The sequence below is a fragment of the Flavobacterium enshiense DK69 genome (assembly GCF_000498495.1).
In the GTDB taxonomy this organism is placed as follows: domain Bacteria; phylum Bacteroidota; class Bacteroidia; order Flavobacteriales; family Flavobacteriaceae; genus Flavobacterium; species Flavobacterium enshiense.
The window spans coordinates 1-20,078 of record NZ_AVCS01000021.1; the positions used below are offsets into that span (position 1 = coordinate 1).

The 20,078-nt window shown below is 36.2% G+C and carries 14 protein-coding genes; 10 read left to right on the plus strand and 4 right to left on the minus strand.

Annotation, left to right across the window (positions count from 1 at the left end; all coding sequences use genetic code 11):
• Positions 1-339 precede the first annotated feature (339 nt).
• Genes FEDK69T_RS12250 through FEDK69T_RS12265 form a run of 4 tightly spaced genes read right to left on the minus strand, consistent with a single transcriptional unit; the run spans position 340 to position 2,709 of the window.
• Positions 340-981 (minus strand): endonuclease III domain-containing protein, encoded by a 642-nt coding sequence (locus tag FEDK69T_RS12250; protein ID WP_023574486.1) that lies wholly within the window; start codon positions 979-981, stop codon positions 340-342.
• 3 nt (positions 982-984) lie between these two features.
• Positions 985-1,377, minus strand: coding sequence for a peptide-methionine (R)-S-oxide reductase MsrB (msrB, locus tag FEDK69T_RS12255; protein ID WP_023574487.1), 393 nt, complete (start codon positions 1,375-1,377; stop codon positions 985-987).
• A complete protein-coding gene (gene msrB / locus FEDK69T_RS12260; RefSeq protein WP_023574488.1) occupies positions 1,374-1,850 on the minus strand; it encodes a peptide-methionine (R)-S-oxide reductase MsrB in 477 nt (158 codons plus the stop codon). The genes msrB (FEDK69T_RS12255) and msrB (FEDK69T_RS12260) overlap by 4 nt, the downstream gene beginning before the upstream one ends.
• Before the next feature lie 4 nt (positions 1,851-1,854).
• Complete coding sequence (locus FEDK69T_RS12265) at positions 1,855-2,709, minus strand: alpha/beta fold hydrolase (protein WP_023574489.1); 855 nt, start codon at positions 2,707-2,709, stop codon at positions 1,855-1,857.
• A 202-nt stretch (positions 2,710-2,911) separates the two neighbouring features.
• On the opposite strand from FEDK69T_RS12265, the gene FEDK69T_RS12270 reads away from it, so the two are divergent.
• The 10 genes from FEDK69T_RS12270 to FEDK69T_RS12315 all read left to right on the plus strand — a co-directional run bounded on the left by FEDK69T_RS12270 (position 2,912) and on the right by FEDK69T_RS12315 (position 19,878).
• The gene (locus FEDK69T_RS12270) at positions 2,912-3,724 is read left to right on the plus strand and encodes a M48 family metallopeptidase (protein WP_035630943.1); all 813 of its coding nucleotides are present in this window, start codon (positions 2,912-2,914) and stop codon (positions 3,722-3,724) included.
• Positions 3,725-3,785: 61 nt separating this feature from the next.
• Positions 3,786-5,102 (plus strand): MFS transporter, encoded by a 1,317-nt coding sequence (locus FEDK69T_RS12275; RefSeq protein WP_023574491.1) that lies wholly within the window; start codon positions 3,786-3,788, stop codon positions 5,100-5,102.
• A gap of 61 nt (positions 5,103-5,163) precedes the next feature.
• Positions 5,164-5,688, plus strand: coding sequence for a lipocalin-like domain-containing protein (locus FEDK69T_RS12280; protein ID WP_023574492.1), 525 nt, complete (start codon positions 5,164-5,166; stop codon positions 5,686-5,688).
• 193 nt (positions 5,689-5,881) lie between these two features.
• Complete coding sequence (gene lon, locus FEDK69T_RS12285; RefSeq protein ID WP_023574493.1) at positions 5,882-8,332, plus strand: endopeptidase La; 2,451 nt, start codon at positions 5,882-5,884, stop codon at positions 8,330-8,332.
• A gap of 110 nt (positions 8,333-8,442) precedes the next feature.
• A complete protein-coding gene (gene porQ, locus FEDK69T_RS12290; RefSeq protein ID WP_023574494.1) occupies positions 8,443-9,462 on the plus strand; it encodes a type IX secretion system protein PorQ in 1,020 nt (339 codons plus the stop codon).
• A 52-nt stretch (positions 9,463-9,514) separates the two neighbouring features.
• Entirely contained in the window at positions 9,515-10,204 is a 690-nt protein-coding gene (gene cmk / locus FEDK69T_RS12295; RefSeq protein WP_023574495.1) for a (d)CMP kinase, read from the plus strand.
• Between the two features lie 145 nt (positions 10,205-10,349).
• Positions 10,350-11,612, plus strand: a complete 1,263-nt coding sequence (locus FEDK69T_RS12300; protein ID WP_023574496.1) for a nucleoside permease — start codon at positions 10,350-10,352, stop codon at positions 11,610-11,612.
• Between the two features lie 446 nt (positions 11,613-12,058).
• Positions 12,059-13,828 carry a 30S ribosomal protein S1 gene (rpsA, locus tag FEDK69T_RS12305; RefSeq protein WP_023574497.1) on the plus strand — a complete coding sequence of 590 codons (1,770 nt, stop codon included), beginning with the start codon at positions 12,059-12,061 and terminating at the stop codon, positions 13,826-13,828.
• A gap of 208 nt (positions 13,829-14,036) precedes the next feature.
• Positions 14,037-16,247, plus strand: a complete 2,211-nt coding sequence (locus tag FEDK69T_RS12310) for a DUF7619 domain-containing protein (RefSeq protein WP_023574498.1) — start codon at positions 14,037-14,039, stop codon at positions 16,245-16,247.
• 121 nt (positions 16,248-16,368) lie between these two features.
• The gene (locus FEDK69T_RS12315) at positions 16,369-19,878 is read left to right on the plus strand and encodes a DUF7619 domain-containing protein (RefSeq protein ID WP_051385139.1); all 3,510 of its coding nucleotides are present in this window, start codon (positions 16,369-16,371) and stop codon (positions 19,876-19,878) included.
• The last annotated feature ends 200 nt before the right edge of the window (positions 19,879-20,078 follow it).

Sequence of the window (20,078 nt, forward strand, 5' to 3'; positions counted from 1 at the left end):
CCTGCGCAGATGGTACTGCAAACCTGTGGGAGAGTATGTCGCCGCCTTTCTTTTGAAAACCCTTCATATAACGATGAGGGGTTTTTGTTTTACAATAATTTTGGTTTTGAAAGAATCAAGACTTGAAAAAATAGCTGTGTTCTTTTGAAAATTATCGTGTTTTAAAAGACAAACGAATATGGATTGCCTTCTAGCCCCGGGTGGAGTGGCACGAAGTAGAACGGAACACGGGAAAATGGTATAGCAATCAAAAACGGCCTTTCGCTCCTAAAATAATCAATGCGAAATATTGTAATCAATTGATTTTTAACCAATTGCCTTCCTTTAAAAAGATGCGATTTATAAGTTTTTGTAATAATTACAACAATAATTTACTGGACAAATGTCACATTTAGGATTGGTTGGCCTGCAGATTTCCCTGCCTAAAAAGGACATGGACATGCCTACTTCGCCCCAAATGTCTTTCGGTAAAACCTGCATTAATTGTTTTTCGACTTTGTTGCCGTCTTTAGATTCTGTAATCAATCCGATTCTTGGAGCTACTCTAATTACGTGTAAATCAGCAATAATACCTTCTGCTGTAACGGTGGCTTCCCTCATGATTACATTGGCAGATTTTCGGCCAATACCTTTTAACGCGACTAAATTTTCCATTGTTAGGGGGATGTTTTTATCTTCCTTTAATGATTGGGCGATTTCAATAATCCAACTTGCTTTTGTGCCAAAATTGCGGACTTTTGAAATATGTGGAATCAAAGCCTCAATATTTGAAACCGAAAGACTTTCTAAATTTGGATAATTTTCGAATAGAGCAGGGGCTATTTTATTGATATTCGCATCAGAATCTTGGGCTGATAGGATAACCATAACCATCAGCTGGTAAAGATTCTGATACTCCAAAGGATGCTTTTTTCCTTTATATTTTTCTATGATAGGCTTTAAGTTGGTCGCCCAATCGATTTTTTCTTCAAATAAATCCATATTTTATTTTTTACGGAAATCTAAAGATAAGGAATTTACGCAATAGCGAATACCGGTTTTTGTTGGGCCGTCATTAAAAACATGTCCGAGATGTCCTCCGCATTTAGCGCACAGAATTTCTGTCCGCAACATTCCGTGTGACGTATCTTTGATATACTCTACTTTTCCCGGAATGCAATCGTCAAACGAAGGCCAGCCGCAATGACCGTCAAATTTAGTATCACTTTCAAATAAAGGTTCTCCGCAAGCTCCGCAGCAGTAAGTTCCGTTTTCAAAAAGCAGGTTATATTCGCCTGTATGCGGGTATTCGGTACCTTTTTGGCGAAGAATTCTGTATTTTTCTTCGCCTAATTGTGCTTTCCACTCATCTTCTGATTTTTCAACAGTATATTTCATTGTTTCGCAGGAATAAATTGTATTGAAACTGAATTTGTACAAAAACGTTTTCCTGTTGTTTCGGCTGGGCCGTCGTCAAATACATGTCCGAGATGTCCGCCGCATTTTGCACAGGTAACTTCTATTCGCTCCATACCGAAACTGTTATCGGTAGTATATTTTACGGATCCTTTTATAGCCTGATCAAATGATGGCCATCCACAATCGGAATCAAATTTGGCATCAGAGGTAAATAAAGGATTTTTGCAGGCAGCGCAAACATAGATCCCTTTTTCAAAATGCTTCCAGTATTTTCCAGTAAAAGGTCTTTCAGTTCCTTTTTCCCTTAAAACCTCATATTGTTCGGGAGTTAATTTTACTTTCCAAGCGTCTTCAACTGTTGGAGTGGAGGCTGTTTGAGTTTCTTTTTTCTTTTCCTGTCCACTGCAGGAAATAAAGATGCTCATTATTAATATGACAAATAAATTTTTCATGTTTTTACTGAATAAATGAAACAATTTTTCTGATAACTTTCGTATCGCCTAAAATTTTTCTATGTCCCAATTCTTTGGTAATCAGTAACTCTCCATTTTTTAAATGCTGGTGAATATGATGAGCGGCAGATACCGGAACGTCATCATCGTTTTCGTCGTGAATTACCAAAACAGGAATAGTAACTTCTTTTGAAGCTATATACGTAGAATAACTGTTCATGGTTTCTCCAATCTTATTTTCAAATGTAAATTTCATCTGTTTACTTATCGCTGGCTTCATACCAAGTTTCAGCACAAAATCATCCATAATATCTTCAACAACATCGCCACTTCCGATTATTACCGCTTTTTTTACATTCAAACCTCGTTTTATTGAATTCATTATGGTCATGCCTCCCAATGAATGGCCGATTGCAAATTCAAATGGGCCAAATTCTTTTTCTATTTGTAATACAGAAGATATAAATTCGGTCATATTGCTTGTTTTTCCAGGTGCTTTTCCATGGGCTGGAGCGTCGAAACTGACGATTGAATATCCCGATTTAATAAGTTCATCAGCAATCTTAACCAACTGAGTCCCTCTGCCTGACCAACCATGTACCAGTAAAATTTTTTTTTCGGAAGCTCCATATTGGTATACCATTACACTTTTATTTATAGATTTTACAGTAATTAATTGCTGTTTACTGCCGGCATCCATTTCTATTTCCCTTTTCGGAATTTTATGGCGGATAGGTGTGGTAAATAATCTGATTGCGAATTTTGTAGCCAACTTTGGAGAAATAGTCTCTAATATCTTTGCAGAATAAAGAATTGCTTTGGGGATTTTGATAGTTTGCTGGTGTTTAGGTTTTTTCATTTCTGTAAATAATATACTGCAAGTTACTTTTTTAATGGGTTATGCAGTTATAAAATATTCTTAAAATAAATTAGTGCGGCACTGCTTTTGCGACTATTGGCATGAAGTTAATTTAATGCGAAAAGTAAATTTGAAACGAAATTAACACGTTTTTTCGGTGTATTTTTTTAAATTTGTTTTATAAAAATCTGACGTTATGAATATGAAAGTCCGCATAATAGTAATGGGCGCGTTAGTAGTTGCAATTTCCTGCGCAAAGAATCCCTTCACAGGAAAAAATACTATGGCGCTGGTGCCTAACAGTCAAATTTTCCCATCTTCTTTTCAACAGTATAATCAGTTTTTGGGAGAAAATAAGGTCATAAAAGGGACCAAAGATGCTGAACGTGTTGAAAACGTTGGTATGAAGATAAAAACAGCTGCTGAAAAATGGTTAAATGCCAATGGAAAAGAAGGTTATCTTAAAGATTATCAATGGGAGTATAATTTGGTAGACAATAAAGAAGTGAATGCGTGGTGTATGCCCGGAGGAAAAATAGTTTTTTACACCGGAATTATGCCAATCTGCCAAGATGATGCCGGTATGGCTACTGTAATGGGGCATGAGGTTGCGCATGCATTGGCAAATCATGGGCAACAACGTATGAGCGCAGGCATGATACAGCAACTAGGAGCAGTAGGGTTAGGAGTTGCTGCTGGAGGCCAAAGTAAAGAGACACAAGCGGCTATTATGACTGCTTACGGAATCGGTACTGAGTATGGAGGGATGATGCCTTTCAGCCGTTCTCATGAAAGTGAGGCAGACATGATTGGTTTGACACTTATGGCAGTTGCCGGTTATAATCCTGATAAAGCTGTGGCATTTTGGGAAAGAATGGCGGCCAATGCAGGCGGAAACAAGCCCCCTGAATTTATGAGTACACACCCTTCTGATGAGACCCGTATTGCAAATATTAAAAAGCTGATCCCTAAAGCTAAGGAAGAAGCTGCTAAATTCGGCGTGACATTTAAGTAAGAAAAAATATGTATATTCGAATCCCGATGTAAGTCGGGATTTTTTTTTATCTATATTAACTATGAAACAACTCAAAAAAGGGAGTTCTAAATTATTAAATGCCTGGGCGTCTTATGATTGGGCGAATTCGGTTTACAGTCTGGTCATTGCTTCAGCCATTTTTCCGATATATTATGGCCAGTTGTTTAAAGAAAAAGGCAATCTGAATATCGAAGTATTCGGAACTACATTAAAGAGCACTGCTTTGATAAGTTTTACGACTGCTGCAGCTTTTCTAATGGTATCGATTTTTTCACCATTGCTTTCAGGTATTGCCGATTATATAGGCAATAAGAAGTTGTTCATGAAATTTTTTTGTTATCTAGGAGCTTTATCAACTATCGGCCTTTGTTGGTTTGATTTGGATAGTATTTATTTCAGTCTGGCATGTTATTTTTTTGGACTGATAGGTTTTTGGGGAAGTTTAGTCTTTTATAATTCGTATTTACCTGATATAGCATTTCCTGAACAACAGGACAACGTAAGTGCTAAAGGGTATTCTATGGGCTATCTTGGAAGTGTTATTTTGCTTATCATAAATCTTGCAATGGTAATGAAACCGGATTGGTTTGGGATTACAGGTACTGAAGGTGAGGCGGCGATAAAAGCAATGCAGTATTCTTTCATATCAGTAGGTGTTTGGTGGATTGTTTTCAGCCAATACGCATTTTATTATTTGCCAAAAGGAACTCAAGAAAATGGAAATAAAATGCACAGTGCTGTTGTTTTTAACGGTTTTAAGGAGTTAAAAAAAGTATGGCATTTGCTTGAAGATAATCTTCGTTTGAAACGTTATCTTTTAAGTTTCTTTATTTACAGTATGGCTGTTCAAACAGTTATGTTGGCAGCCACTTATTTCGGAGAGCAGGAAATTGCATGGGAATCTGACGGACAACGTACCATGGGTCTGATCATAAGTATCCTGGTTATTCAGTTGGTGGCGGTCTTAGGTGCTGTTATTACTTCTAGGGCTTCTGAAAAATTTGGAAATATTCCGACACTGATTGTTATTAATTGCATCTGGATGGTAATTTGCGTTTGTGCTTACTTTGTGGTTTTACCTGTACATTTTTATGTTACTGCAGGTTTTGTGGGATTGGTTATGGGGGGAATTCAATCGCTTTCACGTTCAACATACTCGAAATTTTTACCTGAAACCAAGGATACTGCTTCCTTTTTTAGTTTTTATGATGTATCCGAAAAAATTGGGATTGTTATTGGGATGCTTTTATACGGGTTAATTGATCAGATTACAGGGAGTATGAGAAATTCCATTGTTTTTTTGGCGGTTCTCTTCGCGTCCGGTGTATTCTTGTTGATAAGAGTTCCGAAAAAATGATGACAAATGAAAAATAATATTATATTTGGAAAACTTTTAAAAAGACCACTAATAAATAATTATGAAAAGAATTACAATTTTAGCAACACTGACATTATTTTCAGCTGTATTATTTACAGCATGTGGGGATACAGAGCCTGTTGATCCAGCAGTACTTACAGGAGTTACCAATGATGATGTTGTCGGAAGATACCAATTGACGGCTTTCAATACTGATGTTCAGACCGATTTGAATCGTGACGGAAGCCCTTCTTCAAATCAGATGTCTGAGACGACTTGCTATAACAATATGTTTCTAACGTTGAATGAGGACAAAACCTTTACTGCTGATTCTAAAGGAGTAGATATTTCATCAATTAATTCACTTCAATGTTTTACAGATCCGTTAATAACTGGAACATGGGCTTATAACGGAAATACAATAGTGTTAACATATACTGAAAACAATATAGAGCATAATGAATCTTTTTCTGTTTCAGGTATTAAGCTTGTTGCCAGAGAAGATCAAGGCACTATTGTAGGAATTCCTATTGATACGCCTGAATTCATTTCATCCGGTGTCACAATGATTTACACAAAACAATAATTTCTTAATGAAATGATAAAAAAGCCTGAAACCTATTTCAGGCTTTTTTATTGGCATAAAGATTGACAAATACTAAGAAAGAATTTCAATAAAACGTAAATTTGTATTGATATTCAAAGGGATGGATTTTATATGTTTGTTAAAGCGTATGTCTGTCCTTTATTGTTTAATGACAAAAAGTCGTAAAAATACTATGCCAACTCAAAAAATACTCACGCTTGACAATCTGTCACTTCAGGAAATCGATACGGATGCGGAATTAATTCCGTTGTTAACCCCTGAAGATGAAGAAGAGATGAATAACGAAACCCTTCCGGGGGAGTTACCTATATTGCCTTTACGTAATACCGTTCTTTTTCCGGGTGTTGTGATTCCGATTACGGCAGGAAGAGATAAATCCATAAAATTGATTAATGACGCCAATGTCGGCGATAAAATCATTGGGGTTGTTGCTCAAAAGGATGAGAATGTGGAAGAACCAACGGCGGCCGACATTCATACAGTTGGTACGGTAGCCCGAATTCTGCGTGTTCTAAAATTGCCTGATGGAAATACGACGGTTATTTTACAAGGGAAAAAGCGTTTTGAAATCGATGCGGTTACAACCGATGAGCCTTACCTTAAAGCAAGAATTAAAGAAGTTGCTGAAAATCGTCCGGATGAGAAGGATGAAGAATTCTCAGCAATTATTGATTCTATTAAGGAATTGGCAATACAGATTATTAGGGAAAGCCCGAATATTCCGACTGAGGCAACTTTTGCCATTAAGAACATTGAAAGTAATCCGTTTCTAATCAATTTTGTTTCTTCCAACATGAATTTGTCAGTTGAAGAGAAACAAAAATTGTTGTCTGTTAATGATTTAAAAGACAGAGCATTAGAAACATTACGATATATGAATGTTGAATTTCAGAAATTGGAATTGAAAAACGATATTCAATCTAAAGTCCGTTTCGATTTAGATCAGCAGCAACGTGAATACTTTCTTCATCAGCAAATGAAAACCATCCAGGAAGAATTGGGCGGTGTTTCTCATGATCAGGAAATTGAAGAAATGCGCACTAAAGCCAAATCTAAAAAATGGGAAGAGAAAGTTGCCAAGCATTTTGACAAGGAAATTTCAAAATTGCAACGCATGAATCCGCAAAGTCCTGATTTCGGCATTCAACGTAATTATTTGGAGTTGTTCCTGGAATTGCCTTGGAATGAATATTCCAAAGATAAATTCGATTTAAAAAACGCTCAGAAAATATTAGATAGAGATCATTTCGGTTTGGATGATGTCAAAAAACGTATCATTGAGCATTTGGCAGTTTTAAAATTGCGAAATGACATGAAATCCCCAATCCTTTGTTTGTATGGGCCTCCGGGAGTTGGTAAAACCTCTATCGGAAAGTCAATCGCTGAAGCATTGGGAAGACAATATGTACGTATTTCATTAGGTGGATTACGTGACGAGGCGGAAATTCGCGGTCACAGAAAAACCTATATTGGAGCGATGCCGGGAAGAATCATTCAAAGTTTGAAGAAAGCCGGGACTTCCAATCCGGTATTTGTTTTGGATGAGATAGATAAATTGTCTAGCAGTTTTAATGGTGATCCTTCATCTGCCTTGCTTGAAGTTTTAGATCCGGAGCAAAATTCGGATTTCTACGATAATTTCCTTGAAATGGGCTTCGATCTGTCTAAAGTGATGTTCATTGCGACTTCAAACAGTATGACAAGCATTCAACCCGCTTTACGCGATCGTATGGAAGTTATTAACATGACTGGTTATACAATCGAGGAGAAAATAGAGATTGCAAAACAGCACTTGCTTCCTAAACAATTAAAGGAACATGGGCTGACTTCGAAAGACCTTCAAATCGGTAAAAAACAACTTGAAAAAATAGTTGTTGGTTACACAAGGGAATCAGGTGTCCGTTCGCTCGAGAAAAAAATTGCATCGGTAGTAAGAAATGCTGCAAAAAGTATTGCTTTGGAAGAAGAATATAATATAAAAATTACCGATGAAGATATTATTAAAGTATTAGGCGCTCCACGATTAGAGCGCGATAAATACGAGAATAATGAAACAGCCGGAGTAGTTACAGGTTTGGCTTGGACTAGCGTTGGAGGAGACATTCTGTTTATTGAATCCATCATTTCAAAAGGAAAAGGAGCCTTGACAATGACTGGAAATCTAGGTACGGTTATGAAAGAATCGGTTACCATTGCATTGGAATACATTAAATCCAATGCCGAAAAATTAGGAATCGATACTGAGGTTCTGGAGAAGTACAATATTCATATTCACGTTCCAGAGGGAGCGACACCTAAAGACGGTCCAAGTGCCGGTGTTGCAATGTTAACGTCTCTGGTTTCAAGTTTTACGCAAAAACGCATTAAGAAAAGCCTTGCCATGACCGGTGAAATTACCCTTCGTGGAAAAGTATTGCCGGTTGGAGGTATCAAAGAAAAAATCTTGGCTGCGAAAAGAGCCAACATTAAAGAAATTATTCTTTGTAAGGAGAATAAATATGATATCGATGAAATCAAACCGGAATACATTGAAGGATTGACATTCCATTACGTAGACACAATGGAAGAAGTTCTGGAAATTGCCATAACGAATCAGAAGGTGAAAAACCCTAAGAAATTATAAACAGTAAAGAATTCCAATTTAGAAATAAGTTGGAATTTCTTTTTTGCGTAATCCCTTTTATAATTTTATCTTCGCAAATGCGTTATACACCCAGAAACGAAAACCAATAAATGTACAAGAAACTTCTGACTTTCTTTTTCCTGCTGATTTGCACTGTGAACTACAGTCAGATTGGAGGAAAATATACTTATCAGTTTCTGAGTTTAGTAACCTCTCCAAGACAAGCTGCTTTAGGCGGAAAAACTGTAACCATATACGATCAGGACGTAAACCAGGCAATATACAATCCGGCAACCATCAATGCTGAAATGGACAATCATCTGTCGTTAAATTACGGGAGTTATTTTGGTGAAGTAGCTTACGGTACCGGTGCTTATGCCTATACGTGGGATCGTCATGTGCAAACATTACATCTTGGTGTAAATTACGTAAATTATGGTCAGTTTGAAGGATATGATGAGAACGGACAGAAAACAGGGGATTTCACAGGTAGCGAAATAGCGCTGTCCGGTGGATATGCCTATAATATTCCGTGGACACCAATTTATGTGGGAGCCAATGTGAAATTAATTTCGTCAACACTGGAGAGCTATAATTCGTTTGGTGTAGCTGCCGATATTGGAGGTTTGTATGTGGACGAGGATAATGACATCAACATTGGGTTAGTAATCAGGAATGTTGGAACTCAGATTTCAACGTATGCCGGGGACAGGGAAAAACTTCCGTTGGAAATAATTGCCGGTGTTTCTCAGGAATTAGAGAATGTTCCGCTTCGATGGCATTTGACTTTGGAAAACCTTCAGCAATGGCCTATCGCTTTCAGTAATCCCAACAGGGCAGAAGAGACTATTGATGGTGAGGCCGAGGAAGAAAAAGTGACTTTTTTCAGCAATGTGTTCAGGCACGTTATTTTTGGAGCGGAGTTATTTCCTCAAAAAGCATTTAACATCAGGTTAAGTTATAATTTCAGAAGAGGCGAGGAGTTGCGAATTGTAGATCAAAGAAATTTCTCGGGAATTTCAGCAGGTTTTGGATTACGATTTAATAAAGTTAAATTTGATTATTCGTATTCCAGATATACTGTTGCTTCAAACATGAGCTTATTTGGTTTGACAATTAATTTTCAATAAAGAATATTAAGTAAGTATAAAAAGTCGAAAGAAGAATTTAACTAGTAAGGAATTGAAAAAGATTACCATAGCAATAGACGGATTTTCGTCAACAGGAAAAAGTACTCTGGCAAAGCAATTAGCAAAGCATTTGGGGTATGTTTATGTGGATACGGGTGCGATGTACCGCGCAGTAACTGTTTTTGCGATGAAGCATAATTATATTTCTGAAGATCATTTAGACAAGAAGAAACTGGTTGACAGCATGCCTGAAGTACACCTGCATTTTGAGTTTAATCCTGAATTGGGCTTCGCGGAAATGTTTCTGAACGGAAAAAATGTAGAAACCGAAATCAGAACCCTGGAAGTTTCACGTTTGGTAAGTAAAATTGCCGAAATATCTGAGGTTCGCTCCAGATTGGTGGAACAGCAACAGAAGATGGGTAAAAACAAAGCAGTTGTAATGGATGGAAGAGATATCGGAACAGTTGTGTTTCCGCATGCTGAACTGAAAATTTTTATGACTGCCAGCCCGCATACCAGAGCGCAACGCCGTTATGATGAGTTGCTTGAACTGGGGCAGCAGGTAACTTTTCAGGATGTTCTCCAGAATGTCAATGAGCGTGATTATATGGATACTCACCGTGAAGACTCACCTTTGGTAAAAGCAAGCGATGCTGTTGAACTTGATAATTCGGGGCTTACCAAAAAAGAACAGTTTCAATTAGTGTTAAGCTTGGTTACTGAAAGAGTTACTGCTTAACAAATTGTTTAAATAATTTATATTGAAAAATCCAAAATAATTTAGGCTTGTAGAATAGTCTAAATTATTTTGGATTTTTTGTTTTTAATGTTAGATTTGCCGTCTTTTTGGAAAAATTATAATTTTTTATCACAAAAACAGATATATGAATATAAAAAATCGCCTTGTTTTAATGAACTTTCTGCAGTTTTTTGTTTGGGGAGCGTGGTTGATTTCATTGGGAGGCTATATGGGACAAACATTTGGTCCGATTGAAGGAAGTAGTATAGGGTTGTCAATAGGCAGGACTTATGGTTCAATGGGGTGGGCAAGTTTATTTATGCCGGCATTACTTGGTATTATTGCGGATAAATATTTAAGTGCCCAAAAAGTATTAGGGTTGTCGCATGTTATTGCTGGAATTGTAATTTTTTTTGCAACTAAAGCTACAAATTCAACAGAAATGTATTGGGTGATTTTTATGACCAGTTGTTTCTATATGCCTACGATAGCATTAAATAATTCTGTGAGCTATGCTGTTTTAAATAAATTTGAATTTGATGTTCAGAAAACATTCACCCCTATTCGGGTTTGGGGAACAGTTGGATTTGTTATTGCAATGTGGATTACTGATTTGACCGATTGGAAATCTGGGACTATGCAGTTTGTATTTGCTTCCGTAGCAATGATTATAACCGGACTTTTGAGTTTTACCCTACCTGATGTGCCTGCAGAAAATAAAAATAATAATCAGACTTTGTCCAGCAGGTTTGGTTTGGATAGTTTTGTGTTGTTTAAGCAAAAGAAAATGGCAATCTTTTTTGTTTTTGCTATGTTGCTCGGTGCTGCTTTGCAAATCACAAATATGTTTGGAGATACCTTTATAAGGGATTTTGGTTTAGACCCGGCTTATAAAGGGACTTTTGGTGTTGAACATTCCGTGTTTATTATTTCTTTATCTCAGATTTCAGAAACGTTATTTATATTGACCATCCCGTTTTTCTTAAAAAGATTTGGTATAAAACAAGTAATGTTGTTTAGTATGCTTGCATGGGTTTTGCGATTTGGTTTGTTTGGAATTGGTAATCCGGGTTCTGGGGTGATATTCTTGATATTGTCCATGATTGTTTATGGAATGGCGTTTGACTTTTTTAATATTTCAGGGTCATTATTTGTTGAAAAAGAAACGGATAGTAAAATCCGATCGAGTGCACAAGGTTTGTTTATGTTGATGACCAATGGAGTAGGGGCAATAATTGGAGGCGAATTCGCAGGAAGGACAGTTGGGTATTTTACGCATAACAATAAAGTGCAATGGACAAATGTTTGGTTCTCTTTTGCTTTATATGCGCTAATTGTAGCGATATTATTTGCAATAATTTTTAAATATAAGCACAATCCGAAGGATGTGGTGAGTGTGAGTCATTAAACATTGTGATAAAATAGTAAAACCGATGAACATTGTTTGTCGGTTTTTTGTTTGCTGATATTCAGTGCCATTCCTAAATAGCCCCGATGGGAGCTAGCTACCTTGTAGCGCGGACAGCGGGAACTGTGTTTCCAAAAATGCCCGAGCCATTCGCTCCCTTTCAGACTTCTTAGACTAACTTAGATTTTTGACTTTAGAATTTAACTGTTTGACGTTTTGACGTTTTGACAATTGATGTAGTTTGTCTAATTAAATTGTCCGATAATCTAAGAAGTCCAACAATCAATCAATAAAACTTTGGTAATTAAATAATTATTGTTAATTTTGCGCACCTTTTGGTGAGTAAGAGTTTCCTTTAGGTATCAACTATTTATGTAAAACACTGCTGTTGTTTTCTGTCGCATTAAGAAACTCGAGAGGCACGGCATACAAATTTTTTATCAGACATGTCTGAAGTAAACAAAACACAAGAAGAGTTTTTAGCGAATTTTAACTGGCACAACTTCGAAGAAGGTATTGATGCAGTAGATGCTCAGAACTTAAAAGAATTCGAAGATTTAGTAGCTAAAACTTTCATCTCTACAGAAGCTGAAGAAGTTGTAGAAGGTGTAGTTGTTAGAATCACTGAAAGAGACGCAATCGTTGACATCAACGCTAAATCTGAAGGTGTTATCTCTTTAAACGAGTTCCGTTACAACCCGAACTTGAAAGTTGGAGACAAAGTAGAAGTATTAATTGACGTTCGTGAGGACAAATCAGGTCAGTTAGTATTATCTCACAGAAAAGCACGTACAATCAAAGCTTGGGATAGAGTTATCGCTGCTAATGAGTCTGGAGAAATCGTTAATGGTTTCGTTAAATGCAGAACTAAAGGCGGTATGATCGTTGACGTATTCGGAATCGAGGCGTTCTTGCCAGGTTCTCAAATCGACGTGAAGCCTATCCGTGATTACGATCAATATGTAAACAAAACTATGGAATTCAAAGTTGTGAAAATCAACCATGAGTTCAAAAACGTTGTTGTTTCTCACAAAGCGCTTATCGAAGCCGATATTGAAGTACAGAAAAAAGAAATCATTGGTCAATTAGAAAAAGGACAAGTATTAGAAGGTGTTGTTAAAAACATCACTTCTTACGGTGTGTTCATTGACTTAGGAGGTGTAGACGGATTAATCCACATCACTGACTTATCTTGGTCAAGAATCAACCACCCATCTGAAGTTCTTGAATTAGACCAGAAACTTAACGTGGTAATCCTTGATTTCGATGATGAGAAAACAAGAATCCAATTAGGTTTAAAACAATTAAACGCTCACCCTTGGGATGCTTTAGATGCTAACTTGAAAGTTGGTGATAAAGTAAAAGGTAAAGTAGTTGTAATCGCTGATTACGGTGCATTTATCGAAGTTGCTGAAGGTGTTGAAGGTTTAATCCACGTTTCTGAAATGTCTTGGTCTACTCACTTAAGAAGTGCTCAGGATTTCGTAAAAGTTGGTGATACTGTTGAGGCAGTTATCTTAACTTTAGACAGAGAAGACCGTAAAATGTCTTTAGGTATCAAACAATTAACTCAAGATCCTTGGACTGATATCACTGCTAAATACCCAGTAGGTTCTAAACACACTGGAATCGTTAGAAACTTTACTAACTTCGGAATTTTCGTTGAGTTAGAAGAAGGAATCGACGGTTTAGTATATATCTCTGACCTTTCTTGGACTAAGAAAATCAAACACCCGTCTGAATTTGTTAACGTTGGTGACAAATTAGACGTAGTAGTATTAGAGTTAGATGTTGACGGACGTAAATTATCTTTAGGTCACAAACAAACTACTCCTAATCCTTGGGACAAATATGAAGAAGGTTTTGCTGTTGGGACTATCCACAACGGAACTATCTCTGAAATCGTTGACAAAGGAGCTACTGTAGAATTCGGCGAAGATATCGTTGCTTTCATTCCTACACGTCACCTTGAAAAAGAAGACGGTAAAAAATTGAAAAAAGGCGAAACTGCTGATTTCAAAGTTATCGAGTTCAACAAAGAATTCAAAAGAGTAGTTGCTTCTCACACTGCTATCTTCCGTGAAGAAGAAGAGAAAAACGTGAAAGCTTCTGAATCTAACACTGCTGCTTCTACAAATGCACAAGCATCTACATTAGGAGACAACAATGATATTCTTGCTGAATTAAAAGCTAAAATGGAAAAAGGAGAAAACTAATAGTTCCTTAATCTAAATAGTAAAAAGCCCTGCAATTGCAGGGCTTTTTTTATGCTTTATAAAATAAGTCGGAATCCCATTTTATAAGTTATGATACGTATTTAAATACGTCCTGAGCCCTTTTTATTGAGAAAATTACAAAGATTAGTAAGAAAAGTACATTTGAAATTTCTGCTTTCCATATATTTACGAACCTAAATTCTTTTTTATGAAGAAATTCTACTTTTTGTTGTTGGCTTTTTGCCTTTTTGCTGGTGTAAATGCTCAGGTTATTAATATTCCTGATGCTAATTTTAAGGCGAAGTTGTTGGCCGCAAATTCGAGTAATACGATAGCTAAAAATTTGGCAGGAGCTTATTTTAAAATTGACGCTGATAATGATGGGGAAATTCAATTAGCAGAAGCTAATAATGTATTGAGTTTGGAGTTTGGCGGCAACTTTAATATAGAAAGTATTCAAGATATTACCGGGATTGCCTCTTTCGGAAATTTAAAAAAAATTTATATCTACAGCACACTAGTCGGAAATGTAGATTTTACACAAAACCATAATATCGAAGAAATTTATGTTAGTGGGAATAGTGAAACTATTAATTTAATTAATTTATCGGGTTTAACTAATTTAGTTAAACTGTCTTTACTTTCTATCAGACCACATAATTATCCATACAACTATAATAAAGTAAATGTAGCATTAACAGGATGTACGGATTTGGTTGATTTGAATATTTATAACAGTTGTGTAAACATAAATTACTGTGAAATACCGAACCTGAAGTTTTTGAATTGTAGTTATTTGGAAGGAGGGGAGTCAGAAATTTTTGATTTTAGTTGCTTAGGTAGGCTTGAAACTTTAGATATTTCTGAAAATGTAATTAATAAATTAATATTGAAAAATGGATCGGTCTTAACTTCTTTAAATTTAGGACTAAATGACGCACAAGGCTTTGGTGCAACATATATATGTATTGATGATAATGAATTAGAATTAGCACAAGTATTAGCGCAATTAGAAACGGGTTTTACAGCTAATATAAGTACCTATTGTTCATTCACTCCAGGAGGGACTTTTTACACGATTCAAGGAAACAATAAATTTGATGCAACTAATAACGGTTGTGATGTTTCGGATACCAGCATAGCCAATCTAAGATTTTCTATCACTGACGGAACAAATTCAGGATGTCTAATTTCAAACACAGCTCGAAATTATTCAATTCCGGTAGGAGCAGGAACACATACCATAACACCAATGCTGGAGAATCCAACATATTTTACTATTTCACCAACTTCAGTTGATGTGACTTTTCCAGCACAAGCAAATCCTTTTACTCAAAATTTCTGTGTAACAGCAAATGGCGTTCATCCTGATTTAGAGGTTGCTCTATTGCCAATAAACACTGCCAGACCCGGTTTTGATGCTATTTATAAAATCATTTACAAAAATAAAGGAAATCAAATACAATCTGGATCAGTAAATCTTATTTTTAATGATGCGGTTTTAGATTTGGTCGCGGCAAACCCTTTAGCATCAAACCAGACAACGAATAGCTTATCATGGAACTTTAGTGATTTACAACCATTTGAAGCAAAGGAGATTATTTTAACATTCAATGTAAATTCTCCAACGGAAACACCAGCAGTAAATAACGGAGATATCTTAAATTATACTGCAACCATTGCTTCGTCTTCGACGGATGAAACACCAAATGATAATACGTTTGTATTTAATCAAACTGTAGTTAACTCTTTCGATCCTAACGACAAAACCTGTCTGGAAGGCGCAACGATTTCACCAACCGAAGTTGGGAAGTACGTGCATTATATAATTCGTTTCGAAAATACTGGAACTTTCCCTGCACAGAATATCGTGGTGAAAGATATGATTGACGCCGATAAATTTGATATCAATTCATTAGTGCCATTAAAAGGAAGTCATCCGTTTGTTACCAATGTCACTTCAGGTAGCAAGGTGGAATTCATTTTTGAAAACATCAATTTGCCGTTTGATAATGCTAATAACGATGGTTATGTAGTGTTTAAAATCAAAACCAAACCCACACTCGTAGTCGGAAATACTTTCAGCAATTCAGCAAGTATTTATTTCGATTATAACTTCCCGATTGTAACCAATACAGCTACTACTACAATCCAGGCATTAAGCACTCAGGATTTTGGATTTGGTCAATATTTCACTTTGTATCCGACTCCCGTTAAAGACGTTTTAAACATCGAAACTAAACAGACTATTGAAGTAAATTCCATCAATATCTACAATCAACTAGGACAATTGGTGTTAGTGGTTCCAAACGCACAGAATGTTTCAAAAGTGGATGTTTCCAATTTAGCATCTGGGAATTATTTCATCAAAATCAATTCGGATAAAGGAACTTCAAATACCAAGTTTATAAAGCAATAAGTAATACTTTTTATACTTCAAAATCCCGATTGCAGTTTGTAGTCGGGATTTTTTGCATATGCACCTAGTTTAAGTTAAGGTTCGGCAGTTTTGAGTAATTTTGTATTATAAAATATTGATTATGAAAAAGTTATACTCTTCTTTGGTTGCCCTTTTCATGTGTTTATGTGCTTCGTCACAAGTTGTCAATATCTCTGATGCTAATTTTAAAATCCGATTACTGGAATCAGATCCAAGTAATTTTATCGCTAAAGACCTCAATGGTAATTTTTTTAAAATAGATGCCAATAACGATTCGCAAATTCAGGTAACCGAAGCCATGCAGGTGAGTTACTTAGATGTACAGCGTGACTTGTCCATTCCCAACAGTATTTCCATTTCTTCTTTAGAAGGTATCTTAAGTTTTGGCAATATGAGGGACTTGAATTGTTCGAACAATGATTTGACATCGTTGAATCTAAGCGGTTTAAATAACCTTATTAATCTAAATTGCTCTTTCAACATATTAACGACACTGAATTTTAGTGGATTAACAAATTTGCAGAGCTTAATTTGTACCGGTACAGGAAATCAGTTTGGGTCATTGAATCTGACAAGTCTTACCAACCTAAGGCTTTTCGATTGTGGAGCTAATGGAATGTCTAGTGTAAATTTAAACGAGCTCGTAAATCTGCAATCACTGAACTGCCAATTCAATAATTTTACAATCCTGGATGTGAGTACATTAATTAATTTGCAAACGCTGACTTGCTCAGGTAACTCGGCACTGGCCTCATTGGATGTGACCGGATTAACGCATTTGCAGGAATTGGATTGTTCTAATAACGATGGTTTACAGGAACTCCATTGTTCGCAAAATCAGATAACTGCACTGAATTTAAATGGTTTACCAAGTCTTGTTACATTAGAAATTACTGATAATCTTCTAACGACATTAAATGCAAACAATTTGACCAGTCTTCAGAATTTGAATTGTTCTGGTAATCAGCTGACGTCCTTGCTTATTAAAAATGGTGTAAGCGAAGGAAGCCTGATTTTCGGTGATAATTCCGGTTTGTTATATGTTTGTGCCGATGCAGCTCAGATTGCTGGTGTGCAATCACTCGTAACTTCTTATGGGTATGTCAATTGTGTGGTCGATGATTCCTGTAGCAACGCCACAACAGAAATAGTGAACATACCAGATCCTAACTTTAAAGCAATTTTGCTCGAAGCCAATGAAAACAACTTTATTGCCCAGGATTCTAATCAGGCTAGTCTTAGAATTGATGGTAATAATGACGGGGAAATTCAATTGTCTGAGGCGTTGCAGGTGTTTCATTTAAATATAAACGTTTCACACGCTAACCAAGCCAGCGTCGAATCCTTATTGTCATTGGAAGGAATTTTAAGTTTTTCAAATCTTAGATCTTTGGCTTGTTCAGGTACGGGTTTATCGATGTTGGATTTGCATGGATTAAGCAATGTAAGGAATTTATTTGTAAATAATAACGAATTAACTACTATAGATTTAACCGGGCTTTCTGCTTTGGAGTTATTATGGTGTACTGGAAATAAATTTACAACACTTGATTTGACCGGGTTTGGTTTGTCAAATTTTAATTATTTATTGTGTAATGATAATCCGTTTTTGACGAGTTTGAACGTGGCGGGGATGTCCAGTTTGCAAAATTTGCATTCCAGTTATAATCCAAATTTACAGGAAATACGTTGTAACGGAAATCAATTAAACGCTTTAAATTTATATGGTTTACCTAGTCTGACTAATTTGAATTGTAGGGACAACTTAATTTCTGAGTTTAACATTAGTGAATTAAGTAATCTTCAAATACTTCGCTGCTCCGGAAATCTGCTAACTTCATTGGAAGTAAATAATCTGAGTGCTTTACTGGAACTCCATTGTTCAGACAATCAGTTGCCTTCTTTGGAAGTGAACGGATTAGTCAATCTTCAAATTTTGCATTGTAATGATAATCAATTGTCGGAACTGGAAGTAGGTAATTTGTCCAATTTGACAGAATTGCATTGTTCGGACAATTTATTGACTACACTTGATCTTCAGAATTTATTTCATTTGGTAGAGTTGCATTGTTCGGACAATCAATTGGAAACGTTGTTTATTAAAAATGGGATAGCTGAAGAGCTGGAAATAGAGGACAATCCAAATCTCGAATATATTTGTGCCGATGATTTTCAGCTTTCTAATGTACTGACAGAAATCAACACCAACGGCTATATAAATTGTACCGCAAATACCTATTGTTCTTTTGCTCCCGGCGGCACTTTTTATACCATTCAGGGTAGTAATAAAACAGATGCAACGGGTAACGGTTGTGATGCAGCCGATTTGCCTTTTCAGAATGCAAAATTTGTGATTGTAAGTGATAATTCCACCGATGCCGTAATCGCAAATGGTACCGGTTTGTATAATTTTTCTGTTATAGCGGGAACGCATACAATCACCCCGGTTTTAGAAAATCAGAACTATTTTAATGTCACACCACCATCGGCTACAGTCATTTTTCCGACTCAAAGCAGTCCGTTTACACAAAATTTCTGCTATACGCCAAATGGGGTTCATCCTGATTTGGAAATCACTGCATTTCCAACCACGGCAGCTGTTCCGGGTTTTGATGTCGATTACAGAATCGTCTTTAAAAACAAAGGAAATACAGTACAGTCGGGAACTATAAATCTGGAATTTGATGATGCGGTTCTGGATTTTGTCGATGCAGATCCAAACGTTACGAATCAGTCCACAGACAATTTATCGTGGAATTTTGTCAATTTGCAGCCTTTTGAAACCAGGGAAATTGAGGTAACCTTAAACCTGAATTCTCCAATGGAAGTTCCTCCGGTAAATGAAGGAGATACACTGAGTTATACTGCAACAATCAGTTCTCAGGTAACTGATGAATCGCCGGATGATAATGAATTCGAATTCAGCAATCCTGTTATCAACTCGTTTGATCCGAACGACATAACCTGTCTGGAAGGAGAGACAATATCCAAAAATAAAGTAGGGGATTATGTTCATTATATGGTTCGCTTTGAAAATACAGGTACTTATCAGGCTCGAAATATTGTGATCAAAGATGTGATTGATGGGGATAAATTCGATGTGGGGTCATTGGTAGTGGTTAAAGGGAGTCATAACTTTTACACAAACATCAAGGAAAATAAAGGAGAATTCATTTTTGAAAACATTAACCTTCCTTTTGATGATGCCAATAACGATGGATTCGTGGTTTTTAAAATCAAAACGAAACCAACGTTGAAGGAAGGAGATACGTTCAGTAAATCGGCCAGCATTTTCTTTGATTATAATTTTCCGGTTGAAACCAATACCGCGACGACTATGGTTAAGACGAAAATCAAACAGAATTCCGGCTTCGATTCCTATTTTATGATATATCCCAATCCTGTAAAAAATAGGCTGACTATTGAAGCTACAGAAACTCTTAACATTAGTTCCATTCGTATTTACAATCAGCTAGGGCAATTGGTTTTGGATGTTCCAAATGTGCAGTCAATCTCTAAACTGGATGTTTCGGCTTTATCTTCGGGAACTTATTTCATCAAAATCAATTCGGATAGAGGAGTTTCGAATGCTAAGTTTATCAAGCAGTAAAATGCACTTTTCATATTTTAAAATCCCGATTACAGTTTGTGATCGGGATTTCTGTTATTTCAAATGGTTTGGTTTTGGATAATATCACAAAAATTAATAAGAAAAGTACAGTCTAAATTTCTTATTTTATAAATTTATGCCGCTAAATATATTCCTATGAAGAAACTCTACTTTCTATTGATGGCTTTTTGTCTTTTTAC